The 15,232-nt window shown below is 50.9% G+C and carries 13 protein-coding genes and 1 riboswitch; of the genes, 8 read left to right on the plus strand and 5 right to left on the minus strand.

Annotated features, from left to right (window positions below):
• Positions 1-18: 18 nt before the first annotated feature.
• The 5 genes from M1L66_RS32485 (at position 19) to M1L66_RS32505 (ending at position 4,556) form a co-directional block, all read left to right on the plus strand.
• On the plus strand, positions 19-462 hold the full coding sequence (locus M1L66_RS32485; RefSeq protein ID WP_039890738.1) for an RNA polymerase sigma factor: 444 nt from the start codon (positions 19-21) through the stop codon (positions 460-462).
• Complete coding sequence (locus M1L66_RS32490; RefSeq protein WP_002566649.1) at positions 459-698, plus strand: helix-turn-helix domain-containing protein; 240 nt, start codon at positions 459-461, stop codon at positions 696-698. Before M1L66_RS32485 ends, M1L66_RS32490 begins: the two co-directional genes overlap by 4 nt.
• Before the next feature lie 429 nt (positions 699-1,127).
• A complete protein-coding gene (locus M1L66_RS32495; RefSeq protein ID WP_002566648.1) occupies positions 1,128-1,331 on the plus strand; it encodes an excisionase in 204 nt (67 codons plus the stop codon).
• Between the two features lie 79 nt (positions 1,332-1,410).
• Positions 1,411-2,688, plus strand: coding sequence for a site-specific integrase (locus M1L66_RS32500; protein ID WP_002566647.1), 1,278 nt, complete (start codon positions 1,411-1,413; stop codon positions 2,686-2,688).
• Between the two features lie 338 nt (positions 2,689-3,026).
• Positions 3,027-3,122, plus strand: a riboswitch (purine riboswitch).
• 21 nt (positions 3,123-3,143) lie between these two features.
• Positions 3,144-4,556: an NAD(P)/FAD-dependent oxidoreductase gene (locus tag M1L66_RS32505; RefSeq protein ID WP_110322868.1), complete on the plus strand. Its 1,413-nt coding sequence runs from the start codon at positions 3,144-3,146 to the stop codon at positions 4,554-4,556.
• A gap of 127 nt (positions 4,557-4,683) precedes the next feature.
• Here the strand turns inward: M1L66_RS32505 and M1L66_RS32510 are convergent, their stop codons facing one another.
• The 5 genes from M1L66_RS32510 to M1L66_RS32530 all read right to left on the minus strand — a co-directional run bounded on the left by M1L66_RS32510 (position 4,684) and on the right by M1L66_RS32530 (position 10,499).
• Complete coding sequence (locus M1L66_RS32510; RefSeq protein WP_434689820.1) at positions 4,684-6,198, minus strand: glycoside hydrolase family 43 protein; 1,515 nt, start codon at positions 6,196-6,198, stop codon at positions 4,684-4,686.
• Positions 6,199-6,227: 29 nt separating this feature from the next.
• Positions 6,228-7,253, minus strand: coding sequence for an SGNH/GDSL hydrolase family protein (locus M1L66_RS32515; RefSeq protein WP_434689823.1), 1,026 nt, complete (start codon positions 7,251-7,253; stop codon positions 6,228-6,230).
• 9 nt (positions 7,254-7,262) lie between these two features.
• Positions 7,263-8,102: a carbohydrate ABC transporter permease gene (locus tag M1L66_RS32520; RefSeq protein WP_002605199.1), complete on the minus strand. Its 840-nt coding sequence runs from the start codon at positions 8,100-8,102 to the stop codon at positions 7,263-7,265.
• A gap of 12 nt (positions 8,103-8,114) precedes the next feature.
• On the minus strand, positions 8,115-9,026 hold the full coding sequence (locus tag M1L66_RS32525; protein WP_320931768.1) for a carbohydrate ABC transporter permease: 912 nt from the start codon (positions 9,024-9,026) through the stop codon (positions 8,115-8,117).
• 99 nt (positions 9,027-9,125) lie between these two features.
• Positions 9,126-10,499: an ABC transporter substrate-binding protein gene (locus M1L66_RS32530; RefSeq protein WP_434689827.1), complete on the minus strand. Its 1,374-nt coding sequence runs from the start codon at positions 10,497-10,499 to the stop codon at positions 9,126-9,128.
• 292 nt (positions 10,500-10,791) lie between these two features.
• Between M1L66_RS32530 and M1L66_RS32535 the strand changes: the two genes are divergently transcribed.
• The 3 genes from M1L66_RS32535 to M1L66_RS32545 all read left to right on the plus strand — a co-directional run bounded on the left by M1L66_RS32535 (position 10,792) and on the right by M1L66_RS32545 (position 15,218).
• The gene (locus tag M1L66_RS32535) at positions 10,792-11,553 is read left to right on the plus strand and encodes a response regulator transcription factor (protein WP_320931770.1); all 762 of its coding nucleotides are present in this window, start codon (positions 10,792-10,794) and stop codon (positions 11,551-11,553) included.
• Positions 11,550-13,298 carry a sensor histidine kinase gene (locus M1L66_RS32540; protein WP_434689830.1) on the plus strand — a complete coding sequence of 583 codons (1,749 nt, stop codon included), beginning with the start codon at positions 11,550-11,552 and terminating at the stop codon, positions 13,296-13,298. The genes M1L66_RS32535 and M1L66_RS32540 overlap by 4 nt, the downstream gene beginning before the upstream one ends.
• A gap of 99 nt (positions 13,299-13,397) precedes the next feature.
• Entirely contained in the window at positions 13,398-15,218 is a 1,821-nt protein-coding gene (locus M1L66_RS32545; RefSeq protein WP_434689832.1) for a hypothetical protein, read from the plus strand.
• The last annotated feature ends 14 nt before the right edge of the window (positions 15,219-15,232 follow it).

The following is a 15,232-nucleotide window of genomic DNA, read 5'->3' on the forward strand; positions in this document are numbered from 1 at the left end:
CAGAAAGGGGGTGAAAAGATGGAAACGATCCCCCGCAATGATTTTATCCTGCGGCACCGCTATGATGCTTTCTGCAAAGCGGTACTCCGCAATGAGGCTAAAAGCTACTGGTCGGAGATGGCGCATCGCCACGAACGTGAAAAGTCGCTGGATGCTCTGACACAAGAGGAAATGGACAAGCTCTCAGTCGTGGATGATTACCCCAGCGACAGCTACGTTTTTTCGTCGTATGGGTATGACCTGCTGATCGACAACGAGCTTGTAGCCGAGGCGTTCGCCAGCCTGCCGGAACAGGAACAAAGCATTTTGATTTTGCACTGTGTTCTGGATTTGGCAGACGGAGAAATCGGCAGCCTCATGGGAATGTCCCGCAGCGCCGTACAGCGTCACAGGACAAGGACCCTGAAACAGTTGCGTATGAAATTGATGGCGTTCATGCCAGAGGGAGGTAAACGCGGATGAAGGAACCTACATTCAACGGCAGAGAGCTTCTTCCCCTTTCGGTGATGGAAGCTGCCCACGCTGGGGATGCAATGGCTATGGAGCAAGTGCTGCGGTACTATGAGGACTACATAAACAAGCTCTGCATCCGCACCTTGTATGACAGCAACGGCATCCCCTATGTGTGCGTGGACGAGTATATGAAGCACCGTTTGGAAATCAAGCTCATTCATTCCATCATCGTTGCCTTGAAGTAACGACCCGGCCACGGTAACGGAAATGTCTTATTACTCTCTTTCCGCATTTCCGCCGGCTCGGTGGCTGATGTATGTACCTTGACAAATACGCCCGCAGGACAATGGCGGCGCGTCATAGGGCATACGGACACATTCTGTCTACACCGAGCCGGACGGCGGGTGCGCCATGATGCTGGTTTCTACGAAAACAGCGGAGCGACAACCACCCAGCCGCAAAATAAGCGTAGCTGCTTATGGGCGATGACGTGCAGGCAGGACAATGATACTCCCTTACAGCCACAGTCCGAGCGTTAAAAGCGTCACAGGCAATGGGTAGGGCCGTGTGAGAACCACACGGGGGTGAAAAGCCCGTGGAGCTGGGCCGCCAGCCGTCCGTGTTTTGCCCACATTTACAAGGAACCTTTGCTTTGAACAGAAGGAGGCCATATTATGAGTAATAACGATGTGCCTATTTGGGAAAAGTATACGCTTACCATTGAGGAAGCGTCGAAATATTTTCGCATTGGAGAAAACAAACTGCGTCGGCTTGCCGAGGAAAACCCATCCGCTGGCTGGGTGATTTTGAACGGCAACCGCATCCAGATCAAACGGCAAAAATTTGAAAAAATCATTGATTCTCTTGACACAATCTAGTGAAAAAGAGCCTTGACTATGCTATAATACTCTTAAAGCGTGTCAAGGCTCTTTCCGTCATGGAAAGGAGCATGACGAAATGTCAAAAAAAGAACGAGATGAAAAAAGGCGGGACAGCAAAGGCCGCCTTTTGAAATCTGGAGAGAGCCAGCGAACAGACGGAAGATACGCCTACAAATATACGGATACCTTTGGAGAACCGAAGTTTGTGTACTCATGGAAGTTAGTCCCTACGGACAAAATCCCTGCCGGAAAACGCCCGGATATTTCTCTGCGTGAGAAAATCAAGCAGATACAAAAAGACCTTGACGATGGGATTGACACCATCGGTAAGAAAATGACCGTGTGCCAGCTATATGAAAAGTATATCCGGCAGCGGGGCAATGTGAAACGGGGAACCCATAAGAGCCGCCAGCAGTTAATGAAACTTCTGTCCGAGGATAAAATCGGAGGGGCCAGCATCGACAGCGTGAAGCTGTCTGACGCCAAAGAATGGGCCTTGCGTATGCAGGAAAAGGGCGTGGCCTATCATACCATCTGCAACGGCAAGCGTTCCCTGAAAGCCATTTTTCACATGGCCGTACAGGACGATTGCCTCCGCAAGAATCCCTTTGACTTCCAGATCAATGAGGTTATCAACGACGATACCGTACCAAAGGTGCCGCTTACCCCTGCACAGGAAAAGGAGCTTTTGGGCTTCATGCAGAGTGACCCCGTTTATGCCAAGTATTATGACGAGGTATTGATTCTGCTGGAAACCGGACTTCGCGTTTCCGAACTCTGCGGCCTGACGCCTGCCGACCTGAATTTTGACAAGCGGTTTGTGAATGTAGACCACCAGCTTTTGAGAAGCACCGAGGACGGCTACTACATCGAAGCGCCAAAGACAGACAGCGGTTATCGCCAGGTGCCTATGAGCGCAGCGGCCTACAAAGCATTTCAGCGTGTGTTGCACAGGCGAAAGGACGGCAAAGGCGTTGTGGTGGACGGGTATAAGGGATTCCTGTTCTTAAATCGGGACGGACTGCCGAAAGCGGCTGTCAACTATGATTCCATGTTTCAGGGCCTTGCCAAGAAGTTCAACAAGTTCCATGCGGAACCGCTGCCGGAGGTCATGACGCCACACACCATGCGGCATACATTCTGTACCAGAATGGCAAATGCGGGCATGAACCCCAAGGCATTGCAGTACATTATGGGGCATTCCAATATCGTTATGACGCTGAACTATTACGCCCACGCCACGTTCCATTCCGCACAGGAGGAAATGGAACGGCTGCAAGCCAAGTCACAGACCGCCGCCGCAGTCAACGCGCAGCCTGCGTCAGAGAGCGCCCAGGAATCCAAGGCCGCATAAGATACGCAGAATGTACTACTGTTTGTACTACGTTTGAGAACGAAAACATGAGGGGTAATAAGAATGTTTGTGAGGTTCTTCCGATAGGAAAAATGCCGGAAAAGCCCGAAGTTAAGGGCTATACCGGCATATAAGAACATCTAACGAGATAATTGGAAATCTATTAAATGATTATATAGAAGTATTATATCAGATCCTTTGCTGAATCACAGTTTAAATTGTATAAGTTGAGCCTCTGTCCCGCTCCCGGAAGATGGCGGAGGCTCAACCTATACTCTTAATTACCAAATTTACCCGAACGCACATCTTGCGGTGCCCCTCCCAATATGGTAAAATGCTAATGTCACTGAATCACACCTTATATAGGTTCAAAATAGGTTGAACGTTTCTACCAACTACCGGAATAGTTGACTATAAGGCTGGTTGGTATTTTTATGGGAAAAGGAGTGTTGTTCATGAGTTCAAATTCAAGTAACTATGATGTCATCATCATCGGGGCGGGGCCTTCCGGTATTTTCTGTGCCTATGAGCTGATTCAGCAGAAACCGGATTTAAAGATCCTGATGGTCGAGAAGGGGCGCAGAATCGAAAACAGGACGTGTCCGAAGAGGACGACCAAGACTTGCGTGGGATGCAAGCCATGTTCCATTACCACCGGTTTTGCCGGAGCGGGTGCATTTTCCGACGGCAAGCTGTCACTCTCTCCAGACGTGGGCGGGAATCTCCCGGAGATTCTGGGGTATGATAAGACAGTGGAGCTCTTAAAGGAATCCGATAACATCTATCTGAAGTTCGGCGCCGACACGAATGTATACGGCATCGACAAGCAGAAAGAGATTCAGGAGATCCGCAGAAAGGCGATTAACGCCAACTTAAAACTGATCGAATGTCCGATCCGCCATCTCGGCACAGAGGAAGGCTACAAGATCTATACCCGCCTTCAGGAGCATTTACTGGCTCAGGGCGTTGAGATGGAATTCAACACCATGGTAAAGGATATTATTATAGAAGATAACGAGGCGAAGGCTATCGTTACCGATAAGGGCGAGACGTATTACGCGCCGGAGATCGTATCTGCCATCGGCCGCGAAGGCTCTGACTGGTTCAGCCATATCTGCGACGCGCACGGCATCGAGACCCGCGTCGGAACTGTGGACATCGGAGTCCGCGTAGAGGTCCGCGACGAGATCATGGAGTTCTTAAACAAGAATCTCTATGAAGCGAAGCTGGTCTACTATACCCCGACCTTTGATGACAAGGTGCGTACCTTCTGTACGAATCCTTCCGGTGAGGTCGCCACAGAATACTACGAAAACGGACTGGCCGTTGTCAACGGGCACGCCTATAAATCCAAGGAATACAAGACAAACAACACGAACTTCGCGATTCTTGTCTCCAAGAACTTCACGAAGCCGTTCAAGACGCCGATCGAATACGGCAAGCACATCGCCCAGCTCAGCAATATGCTCTGCGACGGCAAAATTCTGGTTCAGACCTTCGGTGATTTCCAGCGCGGCAGACGTACCACGGAAGAGCGCCTCTGCCGCAACAACTTAATTCCGACCTTAAAAGACGCGGTTCCCGGCGATTTATCTCTGGTATTCCCGCACCGCATCATGGTCGATATTAAAGAAATGCTGCTGGCCTTAGACAAGGTCACCCCGGGTATCGCCAGCGACGAGACACTGCTTTACGGTGTGGAAGTAAAATTCTACTCCAACAAGGTTGTAGTCAATTCTGACTTCGAGACCAGTGTCACGGGACTTCGCGCCATCGGAGACGGCGCCTCCGTTACACGCGGGCTTCAGCAGGCATCTGCCAACGGAATCAGCGTGGCGAGAAGTATCCTGAAAAAAATGGAGAGTTAGGAATCATCATATAATCTATCATGGATAACAAATAAAGCGTGGAAACGCCGAGCAGATTCTTCTCGGTGTTCTCACGCTTTTTATTTGTTGCAGAGATAAATGGTCTCCCCCACGCACTGGCACCTATTTATTCAAACAGGACGCACTCATAATCGCAGTATCCGGCCGATTCCTCATTTTCACGCGAGCAGGACCACAGGCAGAGCTTCGCTCCTGTCCAGGTGGCCCGGCACAGCTTAAATACCGCCTCCAGCTTCTGGAACACGGTGCCATCGGCGGACCATGAAAACTGGTATGTCTTGTCCCCGGAGACAGAAAGCTTCAGCCACAGGCTGCTGCCGGCCGCGGGTGCCTTAAGGACACAGCGCTCCTCCGCTTCACCGAGGAACATTTTCTCTGAAACGGTCCCCTCATAGCAGCGAAGCTCCGGTCCGTCCGGCCCCTGATATAAGCCGGCATAAGCGTAGGAATGGCCCACCATGCCGATGCCGCCGAAATCTCCGTTCTTATCTCCGTGGAGTTCCAGCCTGGCTATCATGGAAAACTCCTTTTGCTGGGGGATCTGGGTCAGCACATTGGGGGCGTACCACAGGAGATTGTCCCTGTCCGGATTTCTGCGGCAGTACAGCCTTAGATGGCCCGGTGCGGCGGTCAGGGAATAGTTTTCCGGATTGGGATTTGCCTGCCACTGCCACTGGAGACCCAGGGTCTCCGAAGAGAAATCATCCGCACGCGCTATCTCATACTCCGGCATGCCTTCCGCCGGCATTTTCCATTCCGCCACAGGCTCGCCGATTCCGTCTCCGTCCGTATCCTGTCCCATAAACGGCCATCCGTCCACAAAACACATGGGCTGAAGATGGATGATTCTCCCCAGTTCCAGGACATCCTGAAAATGGATGAACCAGTCCCTTCCGTCCGGGGCCGTTATCCAGCCGCCCTGGTGAGGGCCATTGATGGGGGAATTGCCCTGACGCATGACGATCTTATACTCATAAGGGCCGTACACAGACGTGGATCTAAGGCAGGACTGCCATCCGTTCTCCACTCCGCCGGACGGCATTAAAACGTAATAGTATCCATCTTTTTTATACATCTTCGGCCCCTCTGTGGTCGGGGCGATCTGCTCGCCGTCGAAGATCAGGACCGGTTCGCCGATGAGTTCCCGGCAGTCGGGGTCGATCTCCACCACCATCAGGCGGTGCTTAACCCCAGCCCTGCTGCCCGCGTAGGCAAAGATCATGTATGCCTTCCCGTCATCATCCCAGAAAGGACACGAATCGATCCAGCCCTTTCGTTCGCACAGCATGTTCAGCTGGAATTCTCCATAGGGATCGCGGCTTCTGGCCACCAGAATCCCTTCGTCCACCAGAGGGATAAACACGATGAAGGTTCCGTTGTGGTAACGGATCGCCGGTGCCCAGGTTCCGGATCCATGGGAAGGCACCGCGTATTTTTCATACGGCAGCTCCTTCACACAGTAGTTGATCAGTTCCCAGTGCACCAGATCCTTCGAATGCAGGAGAGGTACCCCGGGAAAATAAGTAAAGGAAGACGCCACCATATAGTAGTCTTCTCCGACCCGAATCACATCGGGATCCGAATAGTCCGCGTACAATACCGGATTTTTGTAAGTCTGCATAAAATCCTCCATTTCAGCCACGCCCTTTCTTACAGGCCATGTGCTCTCATAAAGTTTGATAAATTCTGTGCGATCATGGTGTGACCCGCGTCTGAAGGGTGCAGTCCATCCGAGGACAGCCCCCGAAACGTTCCCATGATCTGCGTTCCATTCCTATAATACAACCAATCATACTTTTTTTCCAGTACAGCCGTGCACTCTTTTATCTTTTTTCTGAATGCGTCAGACTTTCCATTTTCTTCAAAATCATAATGATTGTAATAGAAATCTGTCACGAACACAGGTTTTTCCGGCTGAGCGCGTTTTACCGTATCAATCCAATGGTAAGCCCGGTCGTAAAGCTGACGGTCCGTCCATTCCTCCAGCACATTGACTCCCAGCTCAAACACGGCGGCGTCCCAGTCCTTCAGTCCGGCGATATACTCCGCCATTGCCTGGTCCATGAAGGCGCTCCCGGCGCTTCCCAGATTGATTAAGTCGTACCCCAGTTCCCGGGCTGTCTGAAACGCATACGTTCTGGATGGAACGGAAGCATTGCCGCCGTGGGTGATGGAGGAACCATAAAAGAGCAGGCGCTTTTCCGGCATTTCTTCCGGTCTGGGCGGCCTTAAGCTTCCGTGTATTTCCCGGATGGCGCAGCCCCAGTCGTAGGGAAACAGGACCCGTGTGACCTGCGGCGCAAACCCGCCGGGATTTCGCGGGAAGCGGCTGATATGGCTCCAGTCCTGCCTGTGAATGGTAATCTCTGTCTCCCCGACTCCCACCACGCCAGGACTGATCTCATAGCTGCCCTGATAATCGCCGGAAAAGACCTCCAGAACCCCTGCGGACCGGATCTGCCCGCTCACCGGCAGTCTCCGCAGGACGATTGTCACCGTCTCCTCCTCCATCACGAAGCGCAGCTCGCTGTTGCTTGCAAACAACATGTTTTTCTGCGCTTTCTCATTCAGCTGACACCTGACAGACTCCGGAATCCGGCTGATAATAAAATCTCCCCACGCTTTGTCCCGCAGGAGACCGTCCACATGGTACAGAAGCCCCTGTTCAAATTCCATCTCCGCTCCCTATCCCTTCATACCAGTCGTGGCAATCCCTTCCACGAAATATTTCTGCGCCGCAAAGAACAGAAGAATCAGCGGAAGAATCGAAACCAGCGCCATGGACATCACCTGATTCCACTGAATGTTGGAGGTGACATCGATGCTGACCCGGAGTGCCAGGGACAGCGGAAATTTGGATACAGTATTGATGTAAATGTTGGTGTTGAAGAAGTCATTCCACGTCCACAAAAACTGGAACAGCCCGGCGGAGAAGAGAGCCGGCTTCAAGAGCGGAAGCAGAATCTGGATAAAGCACTGAAACGGTCCGCAGCCGTCGATATAGGCCGATTCGTCCAAATCCCTCGGAAGCCCTCTTAAAAACTGTACCAGCATGAACACGAAGAACGGGTAGCAGCCAACCGCAGCCGGTGCGAAAAAGGTCATATAGGAGTCCAGCCATCCCAGCTTGTTAAACAGGGCATACCGCGGAATGATAATGACCGCATTGGGAAGCATGAGCGTTGCAATCAGGATCATGAACAGAAACTGATTTCCCGGAAAATCAAATCTGGCGAATCCATAGGCGACCAGAGAGCAGGAGGCCAGTGTGAGCAGCGTGGTGGGAATCACCAGCGCAAAGGTGTTGATAAAGTATTTGGCATATGTGTAGGTGCCTGTGGTCTTCCAGCCCTTGACGAAAGCTTCCATGCTCCAGCCCTGGGGAAGAATGCGCAAACTTCCGAAAATCTCATTGTTCGTCTTAAAACAGGCGAAGAACATCCAGATCACAGGAAACAGCATGACAATACCGAAGATGCCCAGAAACAGATAGGTAAGAACCTTTTTTAACTCTTTATTTTTCATCCTGATTTCCTCCTAGTTATCATAGTAAACCCATTTCTTGGAAGTAGCAAACAAGATCAGGGTCATAATCATGATGATGACAAACAGGATCCACGACGTAGCGCAGGCGTATCCCATCTTGAAGTATTTAAACGCATCCGTGTACAGCTTCATCCCCAGCACATAGGTGGCCTTGTTGGGACCTCCGTTGGTCACGACAAATGCCGATGTAAAGTTCTGAAGCGCCGTAATCAGCTGCATGATAATATTGAAGAACGCAATGGAGGTGATCATCGGCAGCGTGATCTTGAAAAATATTCTTACCCTGGAAGCGCCGTCGATTCTGGCCGCCTCATAGAGCGACTGCGGAACCTGCTTAAGTGCGGATAAGAACAGAACCATAGAAGAGCCGAACTGCCAGATTTCCAGCATACAAATGGTCGTCAGGGCCATTTCCGGTTTTCCCAGCCATTTGACCGGCGCGATATGAATCACGCCCAGCAGGCTGTTGATGAAGCCGTCATTCATGAACAGCACCTTCCAGAGGATGGCGACCGCCACAGAGCCGCTTAACAGCGACGGAATATAGTATACGGTTCTGATAAAGTTAATCCCCTTCAGTTCCCGGTTTAAGATCATGGCGATGATCAGCGCCAGCACCACTTTGCCGGGAACGGTGATAAACGTATATTTTAAGGTAACGGTTAAGGAATTCCAGAATTCCTTGTCCTTCGTAAACAGCCGCACGTAATTGTCCAGGCCTACAAACTCGGGTTTATGAAAAATATCGTAGCTCGTAAAAGAGTAAAACAGCGAACTCACAAACGGATACAGCTGAAATACCAGAAAACCAAAAATCCAGATACATACATAAAGAAAACCGATCCGGTTCCTCTTGGTCCAGCCGCCGTGGCTCGGTTTCGATTTCACACTCACATTAGCCATAATAAGCTCCTCCTGCCTTTTAAAACGGCCCGGAATCTTTCATATCCGGGCCGCATGTCTCATTCTCGTTTAGAGCGTGTTTGAAAATTTATTCTGGTCTTAATTCAAACCGCTTAAGTAATCGTTAATCAGATCGATGGCGTTGTCCGCCGCTTCCTCCGGCGTACTCTGGCCATAGGCGACGCTCTCGATCATGTCTTCCTGAATCGCGTAGACCTCAGCGCTTGTGGTGTATCCCTTATCGCTCCTGCCGTTTAATCCCGCGGCCAGATCGACAGCTTCCACTACGGTTGCATTTAACAGGCCCTTCTCCGCGCAGAGTGCCCGCGCCGTCTTAGTAGGAGGTACGGATCTCACATCCTTCAGCGTCTCCTGAGCCTGTGCGTCGTTGTAGAAGTAATTCATGAACTTCACGGCCTCTTCCACATGCTCGGAATTCTTGTTTACGGTCATATACTGAGGCGTATCTGCGAAATAGCCATCGCTTACCCGGTCCTCGGCCATCGGCATCTGAACCACGCTGCATTTCATTTCAGGGATCGCATCTGTTAAAAGGCTGATGCTGGAGGATGGTCCATAGGCAAATACAAACTTGCCGTCGATCCACTTCGGATTGGTGTGAATCTGTCCCTTAAAGGTCGCACTGTCCTCGGCCGCTTCAAAGACGCCGCCGTCGTAGCAGTCCTTGATGTACTGAAGCACTTCCACCAGCTGTTCTTTCGTAAAGCTGATCTTCTTTTCACTGTCAATAATAAAGGATTCTCCCGTTATCTGGCGCAGATACGGTCTTAAGACGTACTCACACAGAATCTTGGTATCCACATTCATGAAATAATAATCCGGGTTCTGAGCGTGAAGGGCCTTTCCCTCCTCGAGCATGGAATCCCAGGTAATCTGCTTTGTTAAATCTACGCCGCATGCTTCTGCCGCCGCGGTATTGGCAACGGTGGCCAGACAGGACATACCGGTGGGAAGCGCTAAGAGCTTTCCGTCAAATGTGCCGAACTGGCTGATAAAGGTCTCATCAAACCCGGACGGATCGAATAATTCCGGATAATCCTTGAAATCCACGAAGAAATCGCCTCTCGAGATGAAATCCGGGAGAGAGTCCACATTCTGCTGGAGGATATCAGGCGCCGTGCCGTTGGCCAGCATGGTGGATACCTTGTCGATATATCCCTGATCGGAGTTCATCTCCGCCTCGATCTTAACCTCCGGATGCAGCTTCTCATACTGGTCGATGACGGCCAGAGTCGCCTCATTTCTGGCATCGCCGCCCCACCACATGAAACGCAGGGTGATCTGGTCTCCGGAAGCCTTATCCGTCGTCTTCTCCTCTGCCTTCCCGGTCGTCTTCTCCCCCTCCGGTGCATTCGATGCGGCCGGTGCCGGTTCATTGGTACAAGCCGTCAGTGCCGACGCTGCCATTAGTCCTGTCATAAACAGACAGGCAAGTTTCTTTCCTTTTCTCATATCTGTTACCTCCGTTTGTTGTCAACTGTACCGTTGACTGATTATCCATAGGTTTGTGAAGTACCTCACCAAGTGCTCATAGTATATCGGATTTTTCAGGAAGAGGGAAGAAACTTCAAATATGGAATCGTATCATTTATTACAAAAATGTGGAAAAAAGTATCATTTATTATGATATTTCTTCATTTTTATGGAAGTATGGTTTTGTTGAAAAAATACGGATGCTTTTTCTCTTTCTTTTCTATATAATAACAATCAGAAACCATACAATCAGAGAAAGGGGGCACTTCCTATGTATCAGGTAATCATCGTCGACGATGAAGCCAAGATCCGCAATGGCATTGCCGGGCTGTTTCCGTGGAGCCAGCTGGGCTTTGAGATCGCCGGCTGTTTTTCCAACGGCAAAGCCGCTTACGAATACACGCTTGCCAACCATGTGGACCTGATTCTGTCCGACATCCGCATGCCCATCATGGATGGCCTGGAGCTTTCCGAAAAGCTTCTGGAAAAAAAGGACATTAAAATTATCTTCTTCAGCGGCTACCAGGACTTCGACTATGTCCGCCGGGCCCTGCGCACCGGGGTCGTTGACTATCTGTTAAAGCCTGTAAAATACGATGATCTGGTGGACTGCCTGACCCGCATCCGGGACCGCTTAAACCGTGAGACCCACGCCGCTCCGGCCCGGGAGGAGGAGAATCTAAGCTACTACGAAAAGATAATCAGCCTGGTTAAGAATTATCTGGATACCGACTATCAGAACGCCACTCTCGAACAGGCAGCACGGCTTGTAAACTTAAGCCCCAACTACTTATCGAGAATTATGAAGGAACACTCTGACGTCAATTTTTCCGACTACCTCTTAAAGACCCGCATGGAAAATGCCGCGCGGATGCTGAAGGACATCGGCTACAAGCAGTATGAGATCGCCGACCGGGTGGGCTACGACAATCCCAAAAACTTTTCCAGGGCCTTTCACCAGTATTTCCACATGACGCCTTCGCAGTATCGGAAAAGCAACGGTGCAGATCATGATTACGGGGGGATATCATGAGAAAACGCAACTTTATCAAACGTTTTTTATACTATACGGGAATTATCACCATTCCCATTATCACGCTGTTCTTTATCTTCATGGCCGTCATCGTGTACCGCAAACAGCAGGACATCGAGACCGAGGCCGTCAAATCGGCCCAGGCCGTGAGGGACAACTACTCTCTCGTGCTGGACAGCGCCGCGACCCAATACGACCTTCTGGCCCGGAATCCCAGGATGTCCATCTCCCTGCGCAATTACATTTCCCATAAACAGATCGGCTATCTGGATGTGATACTCACCAACAGTATCCTTTCCAACTTCGCCTCCCTCACCAGCCACGCCTCCTACATCGCCTCCGTCTATTACTATCTCGACGGCTACGACTCTCTCCTTACCTCCAACACAGGAGGCATCACCCAGCTGTCCCAGTTTTCTGATTTGAACTGGCTTCCTTCCTATGTGGAATCGGAGCGGAACGAGTGGGTGGAAAAGCGGAATATGCATTTATATTCCTACACCAATCCGATTCCGGTGCTGACCTACTATAAAAAACTCAGCATGTTCCGCGGTGTCGTCATGGTAAATATCTACGAAGACCAGTTAAAGCAGATGCTGGGGGGCGGCTCCAGCCTGGATCAGTTTTTTATCATTGACGCGGATGGCAGCTTCCTTCTTCAGGGCAGAGGGACCACGGAGCCGGACCAGGAAACGAAGGACGCCCTCCTTTCCGCGGTACGCGCCGCCTCGGGGACACCGTTTCAGGACTGGATCTCCTTTGACCACACCAAATACTTCGTGCGGATCGTTCCTGCGGACTGCGGCACCTATATCGCCGCCTGTACCAGCCGATCCAGCTATTATCAGGCTCTTTACACACTCCTTTTTCAGCTTTTCATCGTGCTGGCCGTCATCATCTGCACCGTGGTCTGGATCGCATACACCATCACGAAGAAGAACTTTCAGCAGATTGATTACTTCGTCACGGTATTTTCCGACGCGGAACGGGGAACCTATAAGAATGAAAAGCCGGCGTTTATCAAGGATGAGTACGATCTCATTCTGAATAACATTGTACAGCTCTTCATCCGCCAGACATTTCTAAAGAACCAGCTGGCCCTGAAGGAACAGGAGCAGAAGCTGGCGGAAATGACGGCCCTGCAGCTGCAGATCAACCCGCATTTTCTCTTTAACACGCTACAGACTCTGGATTTCAAGGCTCTGGAATACACGCAGAAACCGACGGCCCTCAACAGAATCATCGAGGCACTGTCGGATATTCTCAAATACTCTCTCCAAAACACGGCCTCCATGGTCACACTGAAGGACGAGATCGAATACCTGAAGAAATACGATCACATCCAGCGGTACCGCTACGAGGATAAATACATTCTGTACTACGATTATGACGAGGAACTGGAAACCACGCCGATCATCCGGCTTATCCTTCAGCCCCTCATTGAAAACAGCCTGTATCACGGCATCAAACCACTTTACGGCTCCGGCTTTATCAAGCTTAAGATCACGGAAAAAGCAGAGTGGCTGACTGTTACCGTCATCGATACCGGCGTGGGGATGAATCCGGCCGAAACCGCGGCGCTTTACGAGAAGATCAACCACCCTGGAAATGAAAGCATCGGGCTTGCCAATGTGAACAGCAGGCTGGTCATGCAGTACGGCGAGGAATCCAGGCTGAGGATACTGAGCAAAAAGAATATGGGGACCTGCATTTCCTTCCGGATTCCGCTTTCCCGGTCTTTATAAAATCTTTATACTCAGAATGCGAAACCTTCCTTGTGTTTTTTCTATTTTGCAATATAATAGTACTATTACTATTCAATATTTCTCAAAAGGGAGTTTCGCATGAAAAAAAAGACTAAGTTACTCTTAAACCTTGCTCTGACTCTGTTTTTCCTGATTATGATCATTGTCAAGGGCCCCAACTTAAATCCGCTGTATTCGGATGGCGCATTCGCCTGGTGTTTTATAGTCAGCTCCTACGTCATCTTAAATTTCCTGATTGGTCTGGGCGGAATCCGTGTTACTACGGATCAATCCTCCCACATGTCCGTCAGCGTGGACAAGAACGTCAAGGGAATTAAAACTGGAATTACGCTACTGATCATTTTCTGGCTGCTGTATTTTGCAGTCACGGTCCTCTCCATGCCTCTGTTTAATTACAAGGCTTACCGCGACCAGTTAGGGCAGCCCGAGATTTCGGAGTTTACCGAGACGGTACAGCCGCTGGCCCTTAACCAGCTTCCGGTCGTGGACAAGGCACTGGCCAGGGAACTGGCCGATAAGAAGGTCGGCGAGAATCCGGGACTTGGCAGCCAGGTCGTGCTGGGAACTCCCGTGATCCAGAAGGTCAATGGAAAACTGGTGTGGGTTGTTCCGCTGGAGCACTCCGGCTTCTTCAAATGGTTAAAGAACCTGGACGGTTCCGCCGGATACATCGTCGTATCCGCGACCGATGTAAGCGATGTGGATCTGGTAACGGATCACAAGATCAAGTATCAGGAGAATGCCTACCTGCTGGACGACTTAAACCGCCATGTACGCCTGTTTGAGGGCGGCCTCTTCCGGGGTATGACGGATTACTCCTTCGAGCTGGATGACGACGGCGTTCCCTACTGGGTAATCACTACCTATAAGAACCGCTGGCTGTTCAGTCTTCCGGAGGCAAGCGGCGTGGCGATTGTAAACGCCTCCACTGGTGAAACCAATTACTACGGTGTGGATGATCTGCCGGAATGGGTAGACCGCGTTCAGCCGGAAGAGTTTATCATGCAGCAGATTCAGAATCAGGGCGCCTATGTTCACGGTATCTTCAACTTCTCCAACCAGGATAAGTTCCGAACCAGCCAGGGCAACATCATCGTCTACAACGGCTCAGACTGCTACCTCTTCACAGGACTCACCAGCGTGGGCTCCGATGAATCCGCCATCGGATTTATCATGGTGGACATGGTAACGAAGGAACCAAAGATGTACCAGATGAGCGGCGCCACCGAGATGGCGGCCCAGCAGTCCGCCCAGGGTAAGGTTCAGCAGTATGGCTATTCCGCATCCTTCCCGATGATCATCAATCTGGACGGAAAGGCCACGTACTTCATGACACTGAAGGACAGAGCCGGTCTGATCAAGCAGTACGCTTTCGTCTCCGTATCCAACTATACGAATGTCGGAACCGGGGAAACTATCGACAGCGCGCTCCGTAATTTCCGGCAGGTTATGGGAAGCAGCAATGACGGCATCATCACAGGGCAGAATGCAAAGGAAGCCGAAGGAAAGGTCTACCGGATCGCCAGTGAGGCATTAGGTGAGAGCATCACCTACAAGCTGATCCTGAAGGAGAAACCGGATCAGATCTTTACCATTTCCTACGATCTGAGCAATGAACTGGCCCTCACAGAGCCGGGTGACCGCGTAAAGATCAACTATATGGCGAGTGGTACCGGAATCTGTATTGCCACCGCGTTCGACAATCTGGAGTTTAAGCAGATATCCGATGATGAAGCAACGGCTCCGGCTGAACCGGATGTCCCTCTTAAATCGCCTTCACCTGGCAGTGAGGTTCCGGATGGGGGCATGGCTGGAGGCGCCAGCGGCGTTCCAGACAGCAACGGTCCAGCGGAGGCCGAGAGCAGCAAACCCGCAGAATCGGTAAGCAGCGCAGAATAATTATAAGGATAAGA

This window comes from Hungatella sp. SB206 (assembly GCF_051132295.1).
Taxonomy (GTDB): Bacteria; Bacillota; Clostridia; order Lachnospirales; family Lachnospiraceae; genus Hungatella; species Hungatella effluvii.

Excerpts from the sequence above, each read along its gene's own strand:
- M1L66_RS32500 (WP_002566647.1), top strand. The coding sequence starts at position 1,411 with ATGTCAAAAAAAGAACGAGATGAAAAAAGGCGGGACAGCAAAGGCCGC.
- M1L66_RS32510 (WP_434689820.1), bottom strand. The coding sequence starts at position 6,198 with ATGCAGACTTACAAAAATCCGGTATTGTACGCGGACTATTCGGATCCC.
- M1L66_RS32530 (WP_434689827.1), bottom strand. The coding sequence starts at position 10,499 with ATGAGAAAAGGAAAGAAACTTGCCTGTCTGTTTATGACAGGACTAATG.
- M1L66_RS32515 (WP_434689823.1), bottom strand. The coding sequence starts at position 7,253 with ATGGAATTTGAACAGGGGCTTCTGTACCATGTGGACGGTCTCCTGCGG.
- M1L66_RS32485 (WP_039890738.1), top strand. The coding sequence starts at position 19 with ATGGAAACGATCCCCCGCAATGATTTTATCCTGCGGCACCGCTATGAT.
- M1L66_RS32525 (WP_320931768.1), bottom strand. The coding sequence starts at position 9,026 with ATGGCTAATGTGAGTGTGAAATCGAAACCGAGCCACGGCGGCTGGACC.
- M1L66_RS32495 (WP_002566648.1), top strand. The coding sequence starts at position 1,128 with ATGAGTAATAACGATGTGCCTATTTGGGAAAAGTATACGCTTACCATT.
- M1L66_RS32540 (WP_434689830.1), top strand. The coding sequence starts at position 11,550 with ATGAGAAAACGCAACTTTATCAAACGTTTTTTATACTATACGGGAATT.
- M1L66_RS32545 (WP_434689832.1), top strand. The coding sequence starts at position 13,398 with ATGAAAAAAAAGACTAAGTTACTCTTAAACCTTGCTCTGACTCTGTTT.
- M1L66_RS32535 (WP_320931770.1), top strand. The coding sequence starts at position 10,792 with ATGTATCAGGTAATCATCGTCGACGATGAAGCCAAGATCCGCAATGGC.
- M1L66_RS32520 (WP_002605199.1), bottom strand. The coding sequence starts at position 8,102 with ATGAAAAATAAAGAGTTAAAAAAGGTTCTTACCTATCTGTTTCTGGGC.
- M1L66_RS32490 (WP_002566649.1), top strand. The coding sequence starts at position 459 with ATGAAGGAACCTACATTCAACGGCAGAGAGCTTCTTCCCCTTTCGGTG.
- M1L66_RS32505 (WP_110322868.1), top strand. The coding sequence starts at position 3,144 with ATGAGTTCAAATTCAAGTAACTATGATGTCATCATCATCGGGGCGGGG.